The organism is Microbacterium festucae, assembly GCF_025421715.1.
GTDB lineage: Bacteria > Actinomycetota > Actinomycetes > Actinomycetales > Microbacteriaceae > Microbacterium > Microbacterium festucae.
The window spans coordinates 667,378-687,323 of the sequence record NZ_JAOEFC010000001.1 but is presented as its reverse complement, the minus strand read 5'-3'; the positions used below and the strand labels follow the sequence as shown (position 1 = coordinate 687,323).

Below are 19,946 nucleotides of genomic sequence, written 5' to 3'. Positions count from 1 at the left end.
TTGAGCCCGCGGTTTGCGTGACGCGCCGTTGGGGCATGTCCCACGATCGGCGGGTGCGGTGGCGTTGACCCGCAGTTTGCGGGACCGGCTGCCAGGGCATGTCCCACGGTCGGTGGATGCGGTGGCTCTGAGTCGCCGTTTGCGGGACCCGCCGTCGGGCACGTCCCACGATCGGGGGGTGCGGTGCATTGACCCGCAGTTTGCGGGCCCCGATGCCAGGGCATGTCCCACGATCGGCGGATGCGGCGGCTCGGTCCCGCGGTTCGTGTGACGCGCCGTCGGGGCGTGTCCCACATTCGGCGGATGCGGTGGCCCTAACCCGCGGTTCGTGGAACACGCTGTCGGGGCATGTCCCACGATCGGCGGGTGGTGAGGGCAGCGAGCCGCATTCTGCGGGACATGCGCGTGCGCCGACGCCACGGCATCCGATGGCTGCGTCCGCGCCCCGGGCACCCACCGTTTGTGGGACCTCCACTCGCACCGCGTCCTCTATTCGGCGGATGGTGTGGCTCGGGCCCGCAGTTTGCGGGACCTGCTGTCCGGGCGCGTCCCGCAATCGGCGGATGCGGTGGCGTTGACCCGCAGTTTGCGGGATCCGCTGTCGGGGCATGTCCCGCGATCGGCGGATACGGCGGCTCGGACCCGCAGTTTGCGTGACCTGCTTTCCGGGCGCGTCCCGCAAACGGTGGATGCGGTGGCTCGGACCCACGGTTCGTGTGACCCGCTGCCCGAGCGCGTCTCGCAAACGGCGGCCGCGGCCGCCGCGGCACCCGCAGCACCCGCGGTCCGCGGGCCCCGCCCACGCCCACGAACGCCCCGTCCCCGACCCCCCTCTCTACACAGGGGAGATCTCCCCTGTCCAGGGGATCTGACCAGGACAAACGGTGACGTAGGCTTCTGGTGTCCGACCGACCGTGAGCGACTGATTCAGCGATCAGTATCCGACGCACACACATACCGTTACGCCCGGGGAGCCGAACAGAGATGAAGATGTCGTCGTGGTTGCGAGCGCGCCCGAAGACGCTGGCGTCCGTCAGCGTCGTCAGCGCGGTCGCGGTGACCCTCGGCGCGCTTGCTTTCGTCTATGAGGGCAAGCCGACCACCGAGGTCGACCTCAACGACGGTGGCGTGTGGGTGACCAAGCAGTCGAGTATGCTCCTGGGTCACTTCAACCACCAGTCGGCGGTGCTCGACGGCGGCCTGCGGGCCGCGTCGACGCAGTTCGACATCCAGCAGTCCGCCTCGCGCGTGCTCATGGTCGATCAGACGGCCGGCACCGCCACGGCGGTCGACCCCGCCCGGGTGACCCTCGGCGACAGCGCCGAGATCCCGCCGGGCTCGCAGATCGTGCTCGGCGCCGACCAGGTGGCCGTCGTCGACCCGGCGGGCGGCCTGCGCGGCACGCCGTTCACCGCGCTGTCGTCATACGCCCCGAAAGACGACCCGCTCGTCGAGCTCGGCCAGGGCGGCATCACCACGGTCGCCGTCGACGGCACCGTGTACGCCGCCTCGGCCGCCGACGCCAAGCTCTACGCCTTCGGGCGCACGGCCGACGACACGCTCGCCCTCTCGGGGGAGCGCGCACTCGAGGGCGTGCTTCCCGCGCACACCCTGCAGCTGACGGCCGTCGGCAACACCGCCTATGTGCTCGACGAGAGCACCGACACCCTGTACGGCAGCGACGGCAGCCAGGTGACGGTGCCCGCCGACGCCGTCGTGCAGCAGCCGTCGGTCGAGGCGACCGCGGTCACCCTGGCCACCCCCGACGCCCTGCTGCGCGTGCCGCGCGGCGGGGGCGAGATCGTCACGATCGCCACGGATGCCGGCAAGGGCACCCCCGCAGCGCCGGCCTACGTGGCCGGCTGCGCCTACGGCGCCTGGTCGGGCAGCGGCATGTTCGTGCGCGACTGCGCCGGCGAGAGCTCCGACGTGGTCGAGGAGATCGAGGGTCTCGACGCGGCATCCAACCTGCAGTTCCGTGTGAACCGCGACATCGTCGTGCTCAACGACGTGTTCGGCGGCGCGGCCTGGATGGCCAGCGACGCCATGCAGCGCGTGGACGACTGGGACGACATCACCCCGCCCGAGGGCGAGGGCGAGGAGCAGGAGGAGACCACCGAAGAGACGGTGCAGACCACCCTCCCCGAGCGCACCGAGGTCAACACCCCGCCGATCGCCAACGACGACAGCTACGGCGTGCGTCCCGGCCGCTCGACGATCCTCCCCGTGCTCGAGAACGACACGGATGCCGACGGCGACGTGCTCGTGGCCACCGCCGACGCCGACCAGCAGCTGGGCACGGTGTCGCAGATCTACAACGGCGCCGCCCTGCAGATCGAGGTGCCCGAAGACGCCACCGGGTCGACGAGCTTCACCTACACGGTCGAAGACGGTCGCGGCGGCGAGGCCAGTGCCAAGGTCACCCTGACGGTGCACGGCTGGGACGAGAACTCCCCGCCGGTGCAGAAGCGCCGCACCCCCGTGGTCGTCGAGACCGGCGGCACCGCCTCCTACAACGTGCTCGCCGACTGGATCGACCCCGACGGCGACGACATCTTCCTGCTCGACGTGGCCCCCGACGGCGGCGACGAAGCCGACTTCACCTCGGACGGGCAGATCACCTACCGCGCGATCGGCGGCGTCGCCGGCCGCAAGGAGATGCCGATCAGCGTCTCCGACGGCACGCTCACCGGTGGCGGTGTGGCCGTCTACGACATCCGCCCGCTCGGCTCGACGGTCCCCATCACCAACGCCGACCACGTCGTGACGCGCGTCGGCCAGCCGGTCGTGGTCACCCCGCTCACCAACGACACCAGCTCCGGCAGCGAGCAGCTGCGACTCACCCGTGTCGACGAGGTCGCCGACGCGACCGTGCTCCCCGACTACGCCGACAAGTCGTTCACGTTCACCTCGAACGTCGAGAAGACCCACTACGTGCAGTACCTCGCCTCGGCCGGCCCGAACTCGGTGCCCGGCATCGTGCGCGTCGACGTGCTGCCGGCATCCGACGAGACGGCCCCGCCGGTGGCGGTGCGCGATGTCGCGCTGCTGCCCGCCGGCGGCGATGTGCTCGTCAACGTGCTCTCCAACGACACCGACCCCGCCGGCGGCATCCTCGTGGTGCAGTCGGTCAGCGCCCCCGCCGGCACGGGGGCGGCGGCGGCCGTGCTCGGCCACGAGACGGTGCGCATCACCGACCAGGGCGGTGTCGACGAGCAGGTGCGCGTGCAGTACACGATCTCCAACGGCAGTGCGTCGGCCACCGGCGAGATCATCGTCATCCCGGTGCCCGCGCCCGCGCGGCTGCGGCCGCCGGTCGCCGACGACGACCAGGCGGTGGTGCGCGTGGGCGACGTGGTGACCATCCCGGTGCTCGACAACGACTACCACCCCAACGGCGACGTCATCCACCTCGCGCCCGACCTCGTGCCCCCGGGCATCGAAGCCGCCGACGGTGAGGCGTTCATCTCCGAAGACACGCTGCGCTTCCGCGCCGGCGACGAGCCGAAGACGGTCTACGCGACCTATGAGGCGGTCGATTCGACCGGGCAGAAGGATGCCGCGCTGGTGACGATCCAGATCGTGCCGCGCAACGACGAGGCCAACGCCGCGCCGCGCCCGCGCGATCTCACCGCCCGCGTGCTGGGCGGCTCGAACGTCGACATCCCGGTGCCGCTGGACGGCATCGACGAAGACGGCGACTCGGTCGAGCTCGTCGGCGCCGCCAGCGCCCCTGCGAAGGGCCGCATCGTCTCGACCGGCGCGAACACGTTCCGCTACGAGGCGTTCGAGGACTCGTTCGGCGTCGACTCGTTCACCTACCGCGTGCGCGACCGGCTGGGCAAGGAGGCCACCGCCACCGTGCAGGTGGGCATCGCACCGGTCGCCTCGACCAACCAGGCGCCCTACGCGGTGCGAGACGCGATCGTCATGCGCCCCGACCGCGAAGTGGCAGTCCCGGTGCTGGAGAACGACTCCGACCCCGACGGCGACCGCTTCAACTTCGCCGAGGACGGCCTGGAGGTCCCCTCCGACGTGCCGGGCCTGAAGGCCACCATCGCCGGTGAGTATCTCGTGATCTCGTCGCCTGCCGAAGAGCTCAACACGAGCGTGTCGTACACGATCGAAGACGCCCGCGGCCTGCGCGCGACCGCGTCGGTGCAGATCACCGTCGACGAGGACGTGCCGCTGATCCCGCCGATCGCCCGTGATGACCGCGTGCTGCCCGAAGAGGTCTCGGAGGAGGGCGTGGCCGAGGTGGCCGTGCTCGAGAACGACGACGACCCCGACGGCACCAAGAGCGCCCTCGAGGTGACCCTGGGCACCGGCGGCGACAACGCGACGGTGAACCGCGACGGCGTGGTGACGGTGACCCTCACCGAAGAGCCGCAGCTGATCACCTACACGGTGCGCGACCGCGACGACCAGACCGCATCCGCCTTCATCCGCGTTCCCGGCCTGTCGCAGCTGCCGCCGACCCTCATCGACGCGACGCGCGCGATCGAGGTCGCCAGCGGCGAGACGATCGAGGTGCCCCTCGCCGAGTACGTGCGCGCGGCCGGCGGCAAGTCGGTCGTCATCACCGAGGCCGGCAAGGTGGCCGCAGCGCACGCCAACGGCGCCTCGCTGGTGAAAGACCAGACGACCCTCGTCTACACCTCCGCCGACCGGTACTTCGGCGCCGACGCCCTCACCTTCGAGGTGACCGACGGCACCGGCCCCGACGACCCCGACGGGCGCAAGGCGACCCTGACGATCCCCATCACGGTGCTGCCGCCCGAGAACCAGCAGCCCACGATGGTCGGCGCGGCGATGTCGGTCGCGCCCGGTGAAGACCCCTCGACGCTCGACCTCGCGTCGCTGGCCACCGACCCCGACCCGGGCGACGCCGAGAAGCTGCGCTTCTCGCTCGTCGGCAACGCGCCGGCAGGCCTGTCGGCCTCCGTCGTCGACGGTTCGATCCTCACCGTCAGCGCCCCGGCCAACACCGACAAGGGCACGCAGGCCTCGCTGATGGTGCGCGTGACCGACGGCGAGACCGAGCCCGTCGAGGCGCCCATCACCGTCACGGTGACCGCCTCGACCCGTGAGCTCGCCAGCGCCAACGACGACGTGATCGAGCAGTCCGACCAGGGCGAGCTGCAGTCGATCCCGGTGCTCTCCAACGACGTCAACCCGTTCCCCGACACCCCGCTGAAGATCGTGGATGCCGTGCGCGAGACCGGCGACACCAGCGCGGTGCGCGTGAACGGCGACCGGGTCGAAGTGACCAGCACGAAGGACTTCGTCGGCACGATCGTGGTGCGCTACACCGTCGAGGACAAGACCGAGGACGTCGACCGTCGCGTCGAGGGCCGCATCCGCCTCACCGTGCAGGGCCGCCCCGACGCGCCGGGCAAGCCGACCGTCTCGAGCGTGCAGAGCCGCACCGTGGTGCTCTCGTGGACGCCGCCGATCGACAACGGCACCCCGATCACCGGGTACACCGTCACCTCCACGCGCGGGGCGAGCGACTACTCCAAGCAGTGCTCGGCCACCACGTGCACCCTCGACGGGCTCACCAACAACGTCGAGTACAACTTCACGGTGACCGCCACCAACCGGGTGGGCGAGTCCGACCCGTCGGTGCCGTCCGAGACGGCGCGCCCCGACGTGCGGCCCGAGACCCCCGCGCCGCCGTCGCTGCGCTTCGGCGACCAGAGCCTCAACGTCTCGTGGACGGTGCCGCGCACCGAAGGCTCGCCGGTGGAGACCTACACCCTCGAGATCTCTCCCGCCCCGCCGTCCGGCGTCGTGCAGAAGACCGGTCTCAAGGGCACGAGCACCGTGTGGGAGGGCCTCGAGAACGGCGTCAACTACCAGGTGCGCGTGCAGGCCCACAACCGGGCGCCGGAGCCGTCGGGCTTCAGCGGCTGGTCGGCCGGCGAGGTGCCCGCCCGCGCGCCGGAGGCCCCGGCAGCGCCGACCACCTCCCGTCTCGACCCCGTCGGCAGCCAGGCGCAGATCCAGGTGAACTGGGTCGCCCCGAAGGACAACGGCGACCGCATCGCCGGGTACCAGCTGCAGGTGCTGCAGGGCTCGAGCGTCGTGCGCACGGTCAACGTCGCCGCCGGCACCACGTCGCAGGCCGTCGTGGTCGACACCTCGCAGACCGACTACACGTTCCAGGTGCGCGCCCAGAACAAGGCGGGCTGGGGGCAGTGGAGCGCCGCCTCGGCGCCCCGTCGCGGCGTGAACGAGCCGGGCGCCCCCACCGGGGTCAGTGCCTCCGAGGGCAACAACACCGTCGGTGTCACGTGGACCGCGGGGGCGGCCAACGGCGCCCGCGCCAACGAGATCAGCTACCAGTACTCCGTCAACGGCGGCGGCTGGCAGTCGGGCTGGGCATCGGGCGGCAGCAACGGGTCGGGCACGATCGGCGGCGGCCAGGTGAACAACAACGGCGCCTACACGATCCGCGTGCGCGCGGTCTCCTCGGTCGGCGGTTCGACGTTCGCCTCGGGCCCCTCGAACGACTCCAACCAGGTGCGCCCGTACGGCCCCATCGGCAACCCGACCGCGCGAGCCAGCGCCAGCGGCACGACGATCACGATGAGCTGGAGCTCGCCCAGCCGCAACGGCCGCGACATCACGACCGAGATCCGCACCGGAGACGGGCGCGGGTGGCGCACCGTGGGCGCCAGCGGCACCGAGAACTATGACGTCGGCTACAGCACGACGCGCACCATCGAGGTGCGCACGAGCGCGGCCGGGCAGACGACGACGGCATCCGCTTCCGCCCGTACGCAGGACGCACCCCCGCCGCCGTCCCCGAGGGTGTGGGTCACCAAGGGCAGCTACGGAGACTCCTGCACCCTGGGTGCGTGCTTGAAGTTCGTGGTGAACTTCCGCGACGCCAACATGGGCAACATGTCGGTGCGCTGCTACTCCGACGCGTATCCCGGCGGGTTCGGCAGCACCTACACCGTGAACTTCAACGGCAACGGCTCGCAGGAGATCGGCTGCTACCACGGGCAGGACGGGCGCAACGTCTGGGTCGACATCCTCGGCTGGGGTGGGGGAGTCGACACCGAGAAGACATTCTGGGCGCGACCGTGATGACAAGACTTCGAGACAAGGAAACGAACGAATGAGCATGACCCCCGAACAGGCCGCGTGGTTCCGCGACACCTTCACGCGCCTCGTCGACAACGTCGATCAGGCCCTGATGGGCAAGCGCGAGGTCGTCGGACTGGTGCTGTCGGCACTGCTGGCCGAGGGGCACGTGCTGCTCGAAGACGCACCCGGCACCGGCAAGACGAGCCTCGCCAAGGCGCTGGCCGCCAGCGTGCAGGGCACCTCGAGCCGCATCCAGTTCACGCCCGACCTGCTCCCCTCCGACGTCACCGGCGTGACGATCTACGACCAGCAGAACCACAAGTTCGAGTTCCACCGCGGCCCGGTGTTCGCCTCGATCGTGCTGGCCGACGAGATCAACCGCGCCTCGCCCAAGACCCAGTCGGCGCTGCTGGAGGTCATGGAGGAGTCCCGCGTGACCGTCGACGGCGTCGCCCACGAGGTGGGCCGGCCGTTCCTGGTGGTCGCGACGCAGAACCCCATCGAGCAGGCGGGCACCTACAAGCTGCCCGAGGCGCAGCTCGACCGCTTCATGATCAAGACGTCCATCGGCTACCCGTCGCTGGCGGTGGCCGAGCGCATCCTCGTGGGCGCGGTCGACCGCAACCCGTCGGCGCACCTGAAGCCCGTCATCACCACCGGTGCCGTCGCCGACATGGCCGACCTCGCCGCCACCGTGCACGTCGACCCGGCCGTGGCCCGCTTCGCCGCCGAACTCGTCGAGGCCACCCGCGCGTCGAGCTCGGCGCGCCTGGGCGTCTCGGTGCGCGGTGCGATCTCGATGATGCGCATCGCCAAGGTGTACGCCGCCGCGCAGGGCCGCCACTACGTCGTCCCCGACGACATCAAGGCGCTCGCCGCGCCGGTGTGGACCCACCGCATCGTGCTCGACCCCGAGGCGGAGTTCTCGGGCATCACCGCCGAGAAGATCGTCCAGAACGCGCTCGCCGACGTCGAGGCGCCGCTCGCGAGGGCCTCCGCCTGATGACGCTCACCCGCGACGCCGACGAGGCGGTGGAGGGCGCCGCGCCCGCGCCGTCCGGCGCGCCCGCGGACGCCGACGCCGGTGCGGCCCCGGCCGGGACCACCCGGCATCCCACCCGCGGCGAGGTGATCCGCGAGACGGTGTCCGCCGGTCTCGGGGTGGCCCTCACCCGGATGCGGATCATCGCGCAGACCGTGCGCCCGCTCGGCTGGATCGTGATCGCGCTGACCGTGCTGCTGTGGATCGTCTCGCTCACCTTCGGGTGGGAGGAGCTGATGATCGCGGCGGTGGTGCTGACCATCGTCGCCGTGCTGTGCGTGGCGTTCCTGTTCGGCCGCACCTCATATGGCATCGAGCTCGACCTCACCCGCACCCGCGTGGTCGTCGGTGAGCGCGCGGTGGGTGCGCTGACCCTGCGCAACACGACGTCGCGGGCGCTCCTGCCCGCCGAAGTGGTGCTGCCCGTCGGCTCCGGTCGCGGCGTGTTCGAGGTGCCGCGGCTGGCTCCCGGCGCCGCCCACGAAGAGCTCTTCGCCATCCCGACCACCCGCCGCGGCGTGCTGTCGGTGGGCCCGGTGAGCGTGCTGCGCGCCGACCCGCTCGGCCTGTTCGAGCGCACCCGCGACCGCCGCCAGGCGATGGATCTGTACGTGCACCCGCGCACCACCAACCTCGACGGGCTCTCGCTCGGGCAGCTGCGCGACCTCGAGGGTCTGCCGGTGCACGAGCTCGCCCGTGACGACGTCTCCTTCCACGCGCTGCTGGAGTACCAGCCCGGGGACGACCTGCGCCACGTGCACTGGAAGTCGACCGCCCGCGTGGGCGAGCTGATGGTGCGCCAGTACGAGCAGACGCGCCGTTCGCACTTCGTCATCGGGCTGTCGACCAACCCCGACGAGTACCGTTCCGACGACGAGTTCGAGCTGGCCGTCTCGGCCGCCGGCTCCATCGGCCTGCGTGCCCTGCGCGACTCGCGCAGCCTCGACGTGCGGGTGCAGGACGGCCCGCTGCGCGCGCCCGACGGCCGCCGCTACCTCGACGCGCTCGCCGCCCTCGAGCCCAGCCGCCCCCGCGAGGGACGCATCGGCGACCTCGCCGGCGCCGTGTCGGCCCACGCCCCGGGCGCCTCGATCGCCGTGCTCATCACCGGCTCGCGCGCCGACGCCGCCGAGCTGCGGCAGGCCTGCGCGCGCCTGCCCTACGAGACCCGTGTGCTCGCCATCGTGGCCGACGAGCGCGTCGCCGCTCCCGAGCTGCGCCGGATCGGCGCGGCGGATGCCGTGACCCTGGCGCACCTCGACGACCTGCCGCGCTCGGTGCGGAAGGTGCTCGCATGACCGCCACCACCACCTCGACCCCGCGCGCGTCGCGGTTCGGCCTGTCGGCGATCGCCGTCGGCACCCGCAGCCCGCTCGCGGTGATCGTCGACCTCGTGGCCGTCGCCGCGCTGCTCACCGTGTCGATCATCGGCTTCGGCCCCACCTTCGACGGTCCGGGCTACCTCGTCGCCGGCTTCGGCGCGCTGGTCATCGGCCTCGCCCTGGCATGGGTCGGCGCGCGCTGGCGCTGGGGCGTGGCGTCGCTGGCCGGCGCCACCGTGGGCGCCTACTTCCTCTTCGGCGGGGCACTGGCCCTGCCCACCACGACGCTGGTCGGGGTGATCCCCACCCTCGAGACGTGGCGCCGCCTGGCGGTGGGCACCGTCACCTCCTACAAGCAGCTGCTCACCACGGTGCCGCCCGTCGCGGCATCCGACGGGCACCTCATCGTGCCGTTCCTGCTCGTGCTGGTGGCCGCCGTGCTCGCCGGCTCGCTCGCGCTGCGCGCCGTGCACCCGGCGTGGGCGCTGCTGCCGGCGGTCGCGCTGCTCATCGGCCAGATCCTGCTGGGCGTCTCGCAGCCGGCCGCGCCGTTCCTGCAGGGCGCGATCCTCGCCGCCGTCTCGATCGCCTGGCTGGCGGTGCGTCAGCTGTGGGTCGACCGCTCGGCCGCGGTGCGCATCGCCGCCGACGACGCCCGGGCGCCGCTGCGCCGCCGCCGGCTCATCGCCGGCTCGCTGGTGCTGCTGATCGCCGCCGCCGGCGGTGCCGCCACGGCCGCCTACGCGTCGCCGCCGACCGCCCGCTACATCCTGCGCGACTTCGTCGTGCCGCCCTTCGACATCCGCGACTACCCGAGCCCGCTGCAGGCGTTCCGCGGCATGGTGCGCGACGACGCCGAGACGGCGCTGTTCACCGCCTCCGGCCTCCCCGACGAGGGGCGCGTGCGCCTGGCGACGATGGACGCCTACGACGGCGTCGTCTACAACGTCTCCGACGCCGGCGCCGGGTCATCGAGCGCGTTCACGCCGGTGCGCTCGAACATGTCGCCGGATGCCGAGGGCGACCTCGCGACGGTGCGTTTCGAGATCGGCGACCTCGGCGGCGTGTGGCTGCCCGACGTCGGCTCGGTGCGCGAGATCGACTTCGACGGCGACCAGGCCACGGCGCTGCGCCAGGGCGCGCACTACAACGACGCCACCGGCACCGCGGTGGTCACCACCGGTCTCGTGCCGGGCGACGCCTACACGATCGAGACCGTCATCCCCACGGTGCCCAGCGACTCCGCGCTGGCCGAGGTGCCCTTCGCGCCGCTGAAGATGCCCACGCAGGAGGGCGTGCCCGAGTCGCTGGCTGAGCTCGGCTCGAAGGCGATCGCCGATGCCGAGACGCCCATCGAGCGCGCCCGCGCCCTCGAATCGTGGCTGCAGACCGACGGCTTCTTCAGCCACGGCCTCGCCGACGACGTCTACTCGCCGTCGGGTCACGGCACGGCGCGCATGATCTCGCTGTTCGGCGGCGACCAGCTCATCGGCGACGACGAGCAGTACGCCGTGGCGATGACCCTCATCGCCCGCCAGCTCGGCATGCCCGCCCGCGTGGTCATGGGCTGGTACCCGGACGAGGACGAGCAGGCCTCCGGGGTGTTCACCGCCACCGGCGACAACCTGCACGCCTGGGTCGAGATCGCCTTCACCGGCGTCGGCTGGGTGCCGTTCGACCCGACCCCCGACGAGGACAACCAGCCCAGCGAGCAGAACACGCAGCCCCGCGCCAACCCCAAGCCGCAGGTGCTGCAGCCGCCGCCGCCCGCGCAGGAGCCGGCCGACCTGCCGCCGGCGATCGCCGAGGACCGTGACCAGAACGACGAAGACGAGCAGGGCGCCGAGTGGATCGGTGCGGTGCTGGCCTGGGTGGGCGGAAGCCTGCTGGTGCTGCTGGTGCTCGCCTCGCCGTTCATCGTCATGGGCATCGTGAAGGGCTCGCGGCGCACCAAGCGGCGCACCACCCCGCGCACCGCCGACCGCATCTCGGGCGGCTGGGACGAACTCGTCGACAACGCCGTGGACCTGCGGGTGCCCGTCGACGCCGGCGTCACCCGTGCCGAGAGCGCCGCCGCCGTGGGCGCGGCGTTCGCCCCCGACCGCGTCGGCGCCCTCGCTACCCGTGCGGATGCCGACGTCTACGGCCCCGGCGACCCCAGCGTCGCCGATGTCGAGGCGTTCTGGCGCGAGGTCGACGAGATCGTCGGCGGCATGAAGGAGCAGAGCGGGTTCTGGGCGCGGGTGCGCGCCCGCCTGAGCCTGCGCTCGCTGCGACGCGGATACCGCCCCCGGCGCGGCGGCGCGGATGCGGGGGAGAAGTGAGCGACCTGCTGGCCGAGATCCCCGGCGCCCGGCACCCGTGGCCGTCGGCGCTGGTGACCCTCGTCTGGGACGACGGCAGCCGCACGAGCGTGTTCGGGCCCACCGTCTTCGGGCGCAACCCCGTCGCCGAGCCCGGCTGGAAGGCCGTGCCGATGCGCGACGAGACCCTGTCGCTGTCGCGCACCCACTTCGCGATCGTGCCCGCCGCCGACGGCACGGTGCGCGTTCGCGACTGCGGCTCGACCAACGGCATCCGCGTCGTCCGCCGCAGGGAGACCCACCCGGTGGGCGCCGGAGAGGAGTGCACGCTCCGCGGAGGTGACATCCTGGAGATCGGCGACCGCAGCGCGACGATCGAGGGGGTGCGATGACCGGTTCACCCATCGACGTGGCGCACGGCGCGGCGACCCATCCGGGGCTGCGTCGCCGCGCCAACGAAGACGCCTACCTCGCCGCGGCGCCCCTGTTTCTCGTGGCCGACGGCATGGGCGGCCACGAGTCGGGTGCGGCCGCGTCGGCGGCCGTGGTCACCGAGTTCACCCGCCTGGCGGGGCGCCCGAGCGTCGGCGTCGACGACATGCGCGCCGCCCTCACCCGCGCCCGCACGGCCGTGCGGGCCATCAGCGCGGGAGCGCGCGCGGCCGGCACCACCCTCAGCGGTGTCGCGATCGCCGACATCGGCGGCGCGGGCTACTGGCTCACCATCAACGTCGGCGACTCGCGCACCTACCGCTTCGCCCGCGGCGTGCTCGAGCAGATCAGCGTCGACCACTCCCTCGTGCAGGAGATGCTCGACGCCGGCGTGCTGGCCCCCGCCGATGCCGCCGTCGACCGTCGCCGCAACGAGATCACCCGCGCGATCGGCGCCGGCAGCGAGGGCGAACCCGACTTCTGGCTCGTGCCCGCCGAGCCCGGCGACCGCATCCTCGTCTGCTCCGACGGGCTGTCGGGCGAGGTCGAGGCCGAGCGCATCGCCGAGGTGCTCGCCCAGGTCTCGGCGCCCATGGAAGCAGCCACCCGTCTCGTGCACGAGGCCATGGTGCGCGGCGGCCGCGACAACATCACCGTCGTCATCGTCGATGCGGTGCGTGTGGCCGGCAGCGACGACGACGATTACGACACCGCTCCGCACCGGCGCGACCTGGCGGGCCGTGGCGCCGTGGCCGACGTCGCCCCCGACCTGAGCGACATCGACATCGACACCGACACGCGCCCCCGAGCGGGCGCCGGGAAGGGGCTGTGATGGCCGACCTGCGCTACACCCCGGCGGGCACCGACTCCTGGCGGGTCGCCGTGGCCGGCGACACCGTCGCGGTGCTGCCGCCCGAGGTGACCGCCCAGACCGCGGATGCCGTGTGGCGCCGTCTCGACGGCGGCGGCATCGGAGCGCTCATCGAGGCCCTCACCGGCGCCTTCGGCACGTCGCTCACCGCGATCCCCGCCTTCGTGCTCATCTCGGTCGAAGACGACGGCGTGCGCATCGCCGTGCGCGGCGGCACCGAGCTGGTCGTCGAGACCGACAGCGAGGTCGTGTCGGTCACCGCCGCGGGGGCTGCCACCTGGGCGGAACGGGTCGTCCCGCGCGTGCGCACCCTCTCGATCGCGCTGGCCGGCGCCGCGGATGCCGCGGAGGCGCTGCCCCTCGTGTCGGGTGTGGCCCCGGCATCCGCCCTCACCCTCACCGTCGCCGCCGCAGCGCGTGCGGCCCGCCCCGCCCCGGTCGGCGCGGCGATCGCCCCGGCCGCGGCGTCGGTGCCGGCGTCGGTGCCGGTGCCGGCTGCGGCGTCGGTGGCCGCCGCGGCGTCGGTGGCCGCTCCGGCCCTGGTCACGCCTCCCGCGGCGGAGCCCGTGGCGGAACCCGCGCCGCCCGCGGCGGAGGAGCCCGCGGCGCCTGCCGCCCCGCAGTCGCCGTTCTCGGTGCTGCCGCCGGCAGACGAGGACGACGCCGACGAGCCCGCCCCCGCACCCGCCCCCGCAGAGGCCCCCGACGAGGCGCCCGCGCAGAGCCCCGCGGCGACGTCCGTGCTCGACGAGCCCGATCTCCCCGAGCTTCCCGAGCTGTCCGACGTCCCCGCCCGGCCGGGTGTGCCCGTGCTGCCCCCGATCCCTGCGGCGCCCGAACCGGTCTCGGCCGAGACCCTCGCCCCCGAGACCATCGGCGGCGCGTTCCCGGCCCCCGTGGCATCCGTCCCCGCCGCCGCCGACCTGCCCGCGGCGACCGTCGACGGCGGCGACTGGGCGTCGACGATCCTGCGCGGCGTGCCGCCCATGCCGCCCGCCGCGTCGACCGACTGGGAGGTGCAGGGCGACCACGACGGCGCCACCATCTCGGTCGCCGAAGCGCGCCGACTGAAGGGGGAGGCCGCCCCGGTGAGCTTCACCCCCACCGCCGACGTCCCCGCCCGCACCCCGGCGACAGGGCGCGTGCGCCTGTCGACGGGCCGGGTGGTCGAGCTCGAGCGCACCGTCATCGTCGGCCGTCGCCCGCGCTCCACCCGCACGTCGGGCGACGACCTGCCCACGCTCGTGGCCGTCGAGAGCCCGCAGCACGACATCTCGCGCAGCCACGTCGAGATCCGCGCCGAGGGCGAGCACGTGATCGTCACCGACCTGGCGACCACCAACGGCACCGTGCTGCTGCGCGGCGGCGCCGAGCCGGTGCGCCTGCACCCGCACGAGCCGACCATGGTCGTCGACGGCGACGTGCTCGACATCGGCGACGGCGTCACCCTGGCATTCGAGGACCTTCCGTGAGCACCAAGCGCCCCCCGGCCCCCGCTCCCGCCCTGCCCGGCTTCACCTTCCTCGACGTGCTCGGCTCGGGCGGGTTCGCCGACGTCTACCTCTACGAGCAGCACCTGCCTCGCCGCAAGGTCGCCGTCAAGGTGCTGCTGCCCGAGAAGCTGTCGGGGTCGATGCTCGACCAGTTCACCGCCGAGGCGAACGTCATGGCGTTGCTGTCGACGCACCCCGCCATCGCCACGATCTACCAGGCGGGCGTGTCCGACGACCAGCGGCCGTACCTGGCCATGGAGTACTGCCCGAAGCCGAACCTGCAGGTGCGCTCGCGCCAGTCGGCCCTGCCGATCTCCGAGGCGCTGCGCGTCGGCATCCAGGTGGCGGCGGCCGTCGAGACCGCGCACCGCGCCGGCATCCTGCACCGCGACATCAAGCCGGCGAACATCCTCGTCACCGAGTACAACCGGCCCGCCCTCACCGACTTCGGCATCGCCACCACCGCCGACGACGCCGACCCGTCCACCGGCATGTCGATCCCGTGGTCGCCGCCCGAGTCGTTCGCCGACGCCCCCGTCTACACGGCGCGCAGCGACGTCTACGCGCTCGGTGCCACGCTGTACACGCTGCTGGCCGGGCGTTCGCCGTTCGAGGTGCCCGGTGGGCGCAACGGCGGCGCCGACCTGATCCAGCGCATCGAGTCGACCCCGCTCGTGCGGCTCGACCGTGCCGATGCGCCCGAGTCGCTGCAGATCGTGCTCGACCGTGCCATGTCCAAGCGCGCCGCCGACCGCTACGACTCGGCAGTCGCCTTCGCCCGCGCGCTGCAGAAGGTGCAGATCGAGCTGGCCCACTCGGTGACGCCGATCGACATCCTCGATGATGCGCCGGATGCCGAAGACGAGGCCGACGAAGACGGCGAGCTCACCCGAGTGCGCGGCATCGTCTCGATCGAGCCGCACACCAACCCGGAAGCGGGGCGCACCCGCGACCGCGAGGCGTTCGCGCCCACCGCGGCCGCCGCGTTCACGCCGCCGCCCCCGGTCGACGACGACACGCTGCTGCGGGCCGGCGACGCCACCCGCAGCGCCGCCGTCATCTCGCCCGTAGCCACCGCCGACGATGCCGAGGCGACGATCCTCCGGCCGTCGGTGGCCGCCACGACCGCCGCGCGCACGGCGCCGGCCGCCCCTGCTGCCGCACCGCCCGCGGTCACGCCCCCGGCATCCGAGACCGCACCGGCGGTGCCCGCCGGCCCCCGGTCGAAGAAGGGGCTGTGGATCGGGGTCGGCATCGCCGCGGCGGCGGTGCTGGTCGTGGCCGGGGTCGTGGGGGCGAGCCTGCTGGCGCCGCCCGCCCCGCCCACCGCGAGCCCCGAGCCCACCAGCGAGGTCACCCCGCAGGATCCGTCGGCCGGGTTCGTGCCCGCCCCCGCCGACCTCACCGGCACCGTCACCGGCGCCGAGGTGACCTTCACCTGGACCAACCCCGACCCGCAGGACGGCGACGGCTACGTCTGGTACCCCTACACGCTGACGGCCGAGGGCGCCGGTCAGCTCGTCTCCGAGACCTCGGTGACCCTGCCGGCCGACCCCTCGGGCACCACCTGCATCTCGGTGAGCCTGCGCCGCGCCGACGCCCGCGTGGGCGACGAGACCCGCGGCTGCACCCCCTGACCCTCGCGGGCTGACTCTCGCGCGCTGACTCCGCGCCCCGAATCGGGGCGCCGAATCGGGGTCGCCACCTGTGGCCTCAGCATCCGCGAGGTGGCACGATGCGACCCCGATCCCGCTAATGCGCCCGCACGACCTCGCGGCCTGGCCCACCGCCCCGAATCGGGGTCGCTACCTGTGGCCTCAGCATCCGCGAGGTGGCACGACGCGACCCCGATCCCGCTGGGTAGGGCAACGCGCGCGACCCTAGACCTTGCCCAGTGACGCGCCTCAGCACGCGCGCCCCGGCCCACCGCCCCGAATCGGGGTCGCCACCTGTGGCCTCAGCATCCGCGAGGTGGCACGACGCGACCCCGATCCCGCAGCCGCCCCCGCCTGACCCGAGCCCCCTGCCCTCGGCCTCGAATCGGGGTCGCCACGTGCGGCTTCAGCGGCCTGGAGGCCGCAGCACGCGACCCCGATCGACCCAACAACAGCGCGCGCAGCGCGTCAGGAGCGGGAGAGCACCTTCACGATCACGCCGCGGCGGTGCAGCTCGGCGGCGGTGCGGGTCTCTTCGTGCACGTCGCGGCCGAGGGCGTGCTTGTCGGCGACCACGAGCACGTCGCCGGCGGCGAGGCGCCCGAACAGGCGTGTCAGGCGCTCCTCCCAGCTCTCGCCGGTCTCGGGCGCCGGATGCCGGAATCCCTCGATCGCCACGCCGAACTGGGCCAGGGCGTCGCGCTGGGCGATGACGCTGGGCAGGTCGTCGCGGGCGACGACGAGGCCCACCAGGCGCGAGCCCGCGGGGCGCGCCGTCCACCACTGCTCGCCCGAGACGATGATCGGAACCGCTTCGGTGTTCGCCGGAAGCGACACCGACTCGGCGTAGTCGGCGGGGGCGCGGCCCCCGTCTGCCGTCGACATGTCGCTGGTCATCTCGCTCCTTCGTCGCTCACATTCTGACCGACGCGGATGCCGAAGGCGAACCCGTCATTCCTCGTCGCCGGTGCGCAGTTGCAGGCTGACCTGTTCGGCGTCGAGTTGGGTGAGGGCGTGGCGCAGGGCGGCGGTGGAGTACGACCCCTCGTGCGAGAGCTCGTCGAGGCGGGCGCGCATGGCGTCGATGAGGGCCACGCGCAGCGTGTACATGTCGTCGCGGGTGTACGAGCTGTCCTCGGCGGGGGGAGCTGCCATCCGTGCGCCGATCCTGTGCAGCAGGTCGGGATCGAAGGGCGTGCCGTCGGGGCGGCGCGGGCCGGGGCCGGCGAGCAGGGCGCGGGCCGCCTCGTTGAGCTCCTCGTCGAGCCGGTCGCGCTCTTCGGCGACGGCGGGGTCGTCGACCACCGCGGGGATGCGCAGCCATTTCACCACGAGCGGCACGGTGAGCCCCTGCAGCAGCAGGCTCATCAGCGCCACGAGGAACGCGATCAGCACCAGCAGGTCGCGCAGCGGGGTGTCTTCGGCGGTCAGCGTCTGCGCCGCGGCGAGGGTGACCACCCCGCGCATCCCGGCCCACACGATCACGACGCTCTGCTTCCACCCCAGCGGCGAGCCCTGGTAGTAGTCGAAGTCGTTGAAGCCCCGGGCCACGCGGGCACGGAACTCGGCCAGCCGGCGCTCGCGCCGCTCGGGTGCCTGCGCCCCGCGCTGCGGGCCCCGGCTGAGGGCCTCGCCCGAGCTCTCGATCTGGTCGAGCCGCGCGCTGATCGACTTCAGGCGCTCGAAGCGTTCGCCGCGCGCCCGTCGCGCCAGCAGCGCGACGAGCCCCGACACGTACACCGCCCGCACCGCCAGCACCACGCCGAGGGCCGCGGCCGCCAGCAGCACGGGATGCAGCAGCCCGCCGCCCTCGTTGCGGGCGTTGGCCACGACGATGTCGCGCAGCTCGAGCCCCATGATCAAGAAGACGCCGCCCTCGAGCACCAGCTCGACGGTGCGCCAGTTGAGCCGGTCCGAGATGCGCTGCTCGGGAGTGAGCCACCGCGTCGACCCCTGCGCCATGGTGATGCCGGCGGCCACCGCGGCCACCAGGCCCGAGCCGCCCAGGTGCTCGGTGGGGAGGTAGGCCACGAACGGGATGATGAAGCCGAGCGCCGTGTTGGCGGCGGGCTCCTTCACCCACCGCCGCACCCGCAAGCTGATCCAGCCCACCAGCACGCCGATGACGACGGCCACCAGCACGCCCCACGCGAATGCGCGCACCGTGCCCCAGAACGAGAACCCGGCGGCGGCCGCGACGACGGCGCTGCGCAGCAGCACGAGGGCGGTCGCGTCGTTGAGCAGGCTCTCGCCCTCGAGCATCGTGACCACGCGCGGCGAGATGCCGAGCTTCTTGATGATGGAGGTGGCGACGGCATCCGTCGGGCTGAGGATCGCGCCCAGGGCGACGGCGATCGGGAAGGTGATCCCCGGGATCGTGAGAACGAACAGGCCGCCGAGCGCGAGCGAGCTGATGACGACCAGCACCACCGCCAGCCCGGTGATCGGCAGGGCGTCGCGGCGGAACTCCACCGCCGGCAGCCGCACCGCCGCGGCGTACAGCAGCGGCGGCAGGATGCCCACCAGGATGATCTCGGGCTCGACCTTCACCGGCGCGACGAACAGCGACACCGCGAGTCCGACGGCCACCAGGATGAGCGGCCCCGCCACGCCGAGCCGGCGGGCCAGCACCGTCGACAGGGTGATGACCGCGATACCCGCGATGAGGATCGAGATGGCTTCCATCGGGGGCCGGCCTCAGAGGGCCCCGAGCGAACGGACGGTCTCCCGCTCGGCGACGAGCTCGGCCACCGAGGCGTCCAGGCGCGCGCGGGCGCGCTCGTCGAGGTCGAGTCCCTCGACGACGCGGTAGTCGCCGCTCTCGCCGACCACCGGGAACGAGCACACGAGCCCCTCGGGCACGCCGTACTGGCCGGTGGAGACCACCGCGGCCGACACCCGGCGCCCGCCCGTGCCGAGCACCTGGTCGCGCACATGGGCGATGGCGGCGTTGGCCGCCGACGCCGCCGACGACGACCCGCGCACCGAGATGATCTCGGCGCCGCGCTGGGCCACGCGGGGGAGGAAGACGTCATCGAGCCAGGCGCTGGCGGCATCCGCACCGCCGAACCGATCGGCCAGCGCGTCGAGCGCGGGGCGGCCGGCGACGGAGGCGTGGGCGACGTCGGCGAACTGGGTGGCGGAGTGGTTCCCCCAGATCGCCACCCCCGCGATGTCGGCCACCGGCGCGTCGAGGGCGGCGGCCAGCTGGGCGACCGCGCGGTCGTGGTCGAGGCGGGTGAGCGCGGTGAAGCGGTCGCGGGGGATGCCGGGGGCGCCAGCGGCGGCGATGAGTGCGTTGGTGTTGGCGGGGTTGCCCACGGTGAGCACGCGGATGCCGTCGGCCGCGACCTCGTTCAGCGCGGCGCCCTGCGGGCCGAAGATACCGGCGTTGGCCGCCAGCAGATCGGCGCGCTCCATGCCGGCGGTGCGCGGCCGCGCCCCCACCAGGAGGGCGAGGTCGGCGCCGTCGAAGCCCACGCGCGGGTCGTCGCTGACCTCCACGCCGGCCAGCAGCGGGAAGGCGCAGTCCTGCAGCTCGAGCGCCGCGCCCTCGGCGGCTTTCACGCCCTGCGGGATCTCGAGCAGCCGCAGCCGCACGGGGCGGTCCGGGCCGAGCATCTCTCCGGCGGCGATGCGGAACAGCAGCGCGTAGCCGATCTGCCCGCCGGCGCCGGTGATGGTCACTGTCGTCGGGGCGGGGTGCATGGCACGAGCCTAGCCCCGCGCG

Annotated in this window: 11 protein-coding genes; 8 read left to right on the top strand and 3 right to left on the bottom strand. The window is 73.2% G+C overall.

Annotated features, from left to right (window positions below; genetic code table 11):
• The first annotated feature begins 984 nt into the window (after window positions 1-984).
• From N3K63_RS03020 to N3K63_RS02985, 8 genes are read left to right on the top strand one after another with little or no spacing between them, the layout of a single operon-like run.
• Complete coding sequence (locus N3K63_RS03020; protein ID WP_261578504.1) at window positions 985-7,098, top strand: Ig-like domain-containing protein; 6,114 nt, start codon at window positions 985-987, stop codon at window positions 7,096-7,098.
• A gap of 31 nt (window positions 7,099-7,129) precedes the next feature.
• Complete coding sequence (locus tag N3K63_RS03015; RefSeq protein WP_261578503.1) at window positions 7,130-8,101, top strand: AAA family ATPase; 972 nt, start codon at window positions 7,130-7,132, stop codon at window positions 8,099-8,101.
• Window positions 8,101-9,438 (top strand): DUF58 domain-containing protein, encoded by a 1,338-nt coding sequence (locus N3K63_RS03010; RefSeq protein WP_261578502.1) that lies wholly within the window; start codon window positions 8,101-8,103, stop codon window positions 9,436-9,438. Before N3K63_RS03015 ends, N3K63_RS03010 begins: the two co-directional genes overlap by 1 nt.
• Complete coding sequence (locus N3K63_RS03005; RefSeq protein WP_261578501.1) at window positions 9,435-11,786, top strand: transglutaminase-like domain-containing protein; 2,352 nt, start codon at window positions 9,435-9,437, stop codon at window positions 11,784-11,786. Before N3K63_RS03010 ends, N3K63_RS03005 begins: the two co-directional genes overlap by 4 nt.
• Window positions 11,783-12,157: an FHA domain-containing protein gene (locus N3K63_RS03000; protein WP_261578500.1), complete on the top strand. Its 375-nt coding sequence runs from the start codon at window positions 11,783-11,785 to the stop codon at window positions 12,155-12,157. The genes N3K63_RS03005 and N3K63_RS03000 overlap by 4 nt, the downstream gene beginning before the upstream one ends.
• Window positions 12,154-13,029 (top strand): PP2C family protein-serine/threonine phosphatase, encoded by an 876-nt coding sequence (locus N3K63_RS02995; protein ID WP_261578499.1) that lies wholly within the window; start codon window positions 12,154-12,156, stop codon window positions 13,027-13,029. The genes N3K63_RS03000 and N3K63_RS02995 overlap by 4 nt, the downstream gene beginning before the upstream one ends.
• The gene (locus tag N3K63_RS02990) at window positions 13,029-14,540 is read left to right on the top strand and encodes an FHA domain-containing protein (RefSeq protein ID WP_261578498.1); all 1,512 of its coding nucleotides are present in this window, start codon (window positions 13,029-13,031) and stop codon (window positions 14,538-14,540) included. The genes N3K63_RS02995 and N3K63_RS02990 overlap by 1 nt, the downstream gene beginning before the upstream one ends.
• Window positions 14,537-16,198, top strand: a complete 1,662-nt coding sequence (locus tag N3K63_RS02985) for a serine/threonine-protein kinase (protein ID WP_261578497.1) — start codon at window positions 14,537-14,539, stop codon at window positions 16,196-16,198. Before N3K63_RS02990 ends, N3K63_RS02985 begins: the two co-directional genes overlap by 4 nt.
• A gap of 486 nt (window positions 16,199-16,684) precedes the next feature.
• On the opposite strand, the gene N3K63_RS02980 is transcribed toward N3K63_RS02985, so the two are convergent.
• The 3 genes from N3K63_RS02980 to N3K63_RS02970 are packed head-to-tail and all read right to left on the bottom strand — an operon-like array spanning window position 16,685 to window position 19,924.
• The gene (locus N3K63_RS02980; protein ID WP_261578496.1) at window positions 16,685-17,113 is read right to left on the bottom strand and encodes a recombinase family protein; all 429 of its coding nucleotides are present in this window, start codon (window positions 17,111-17,113) and stop codon (window positions 16,685-16,687) included.
• Window positions 17,114-17,167: 54 nt separating this feature from the next.
• The gene (locus N3K63_RS02975; protein ID WP_261578495.1) at window positions 17,168-18,901 is read right to left on the bottom strand and encodes a cation:proton antiporter; all 1,734 of its coding nucleotides are present in this window, start codon (window positions 18,899-18,901) and stop codon (window positions 17,168-17,170) included.
• Window positions 18,902-18,913: 12 nt separating this feature from the next.
• Window positions 18,914-19,924: a malate dehydrogenase gene (locus N3K63_RS02970; protein ID WP_261578494.1), complete on the bottom strand. Its 1,011-nt coding sequence runs from the start codon at window positions 19,922-19,924 to the stop codon at window positions 18,914-18,916.
• Window positions 19,925-19,946: the final 22 nt, after the last annotated feature.

Excerpts from the sequence above, each read along its gene's own strand:
- N3K63_RS03015 (WP_261578503.1), top strand. The coding sequence starts at position 7,130 with ATGAGCATGACCCCCGAACAGGCCGCGTGGTTCCGCGACACCTTCACG.
- N3K63_RS02995 (WP_261578499.1), top strand. The coding sequence starts at position 12,154 with ATGACCGGTTCACCCATCGACGTGGCGCACGGCGCGGCGACCCATCCG.
- N3K63_RS03010 (WP_261578502.1), top strand. The coding sequence starts at position 8,101 with ATGACGCTCACCCGCGACGCCGACGAGGCGGTGGAGGGCGCCGCGCCC.
- N3K63_RS02990 (WP_261578498.1), top strand. The coding sequence starts at position 13,029 with ATGGCCGACCTGCGCTACACCCCGGCGGGCACCGACTCCTGGCGGGTC.
- N3K63_RS02980 (WP_261578496.1), bottom strand. The coding sequence starts at position 17,113 with ATGACCAGCGACATGTCGACGGCAGACGGGGGCCGCGCCCCCGCCGAC.
- N3K63_RS02970 (WP_261578494.1), bottom strand. The coding sequence starts at position 19,924 with ATGCACCCCGCCCCGACGACAGTGACCATCACCGGCGCCGGCGGGCAG.
- N3K63_RS03005 (WP_261578501.1), top strand. The coding sequence starts at position 9,435 with ATGACCGCCACCACCACCTCGACCCCGCGCGCGTCGCGGTTCGGCCTG.
- N3K63_RS03020 (WP_261578504.1), top strand. The coding sequence starts at position 985 with ATGAAGATGTCGTCGTGGTTGCGAGCGCGCCCGAAGACGCTGGCGTCC.
- N3K63_RS02975 (WP_261578495.1), bottom strand. The coding sequence starts at position 18,901 with ATGGAAGCCATCTCGATCCTCATCGCGGGTATCGCGGTCATCACCCTG.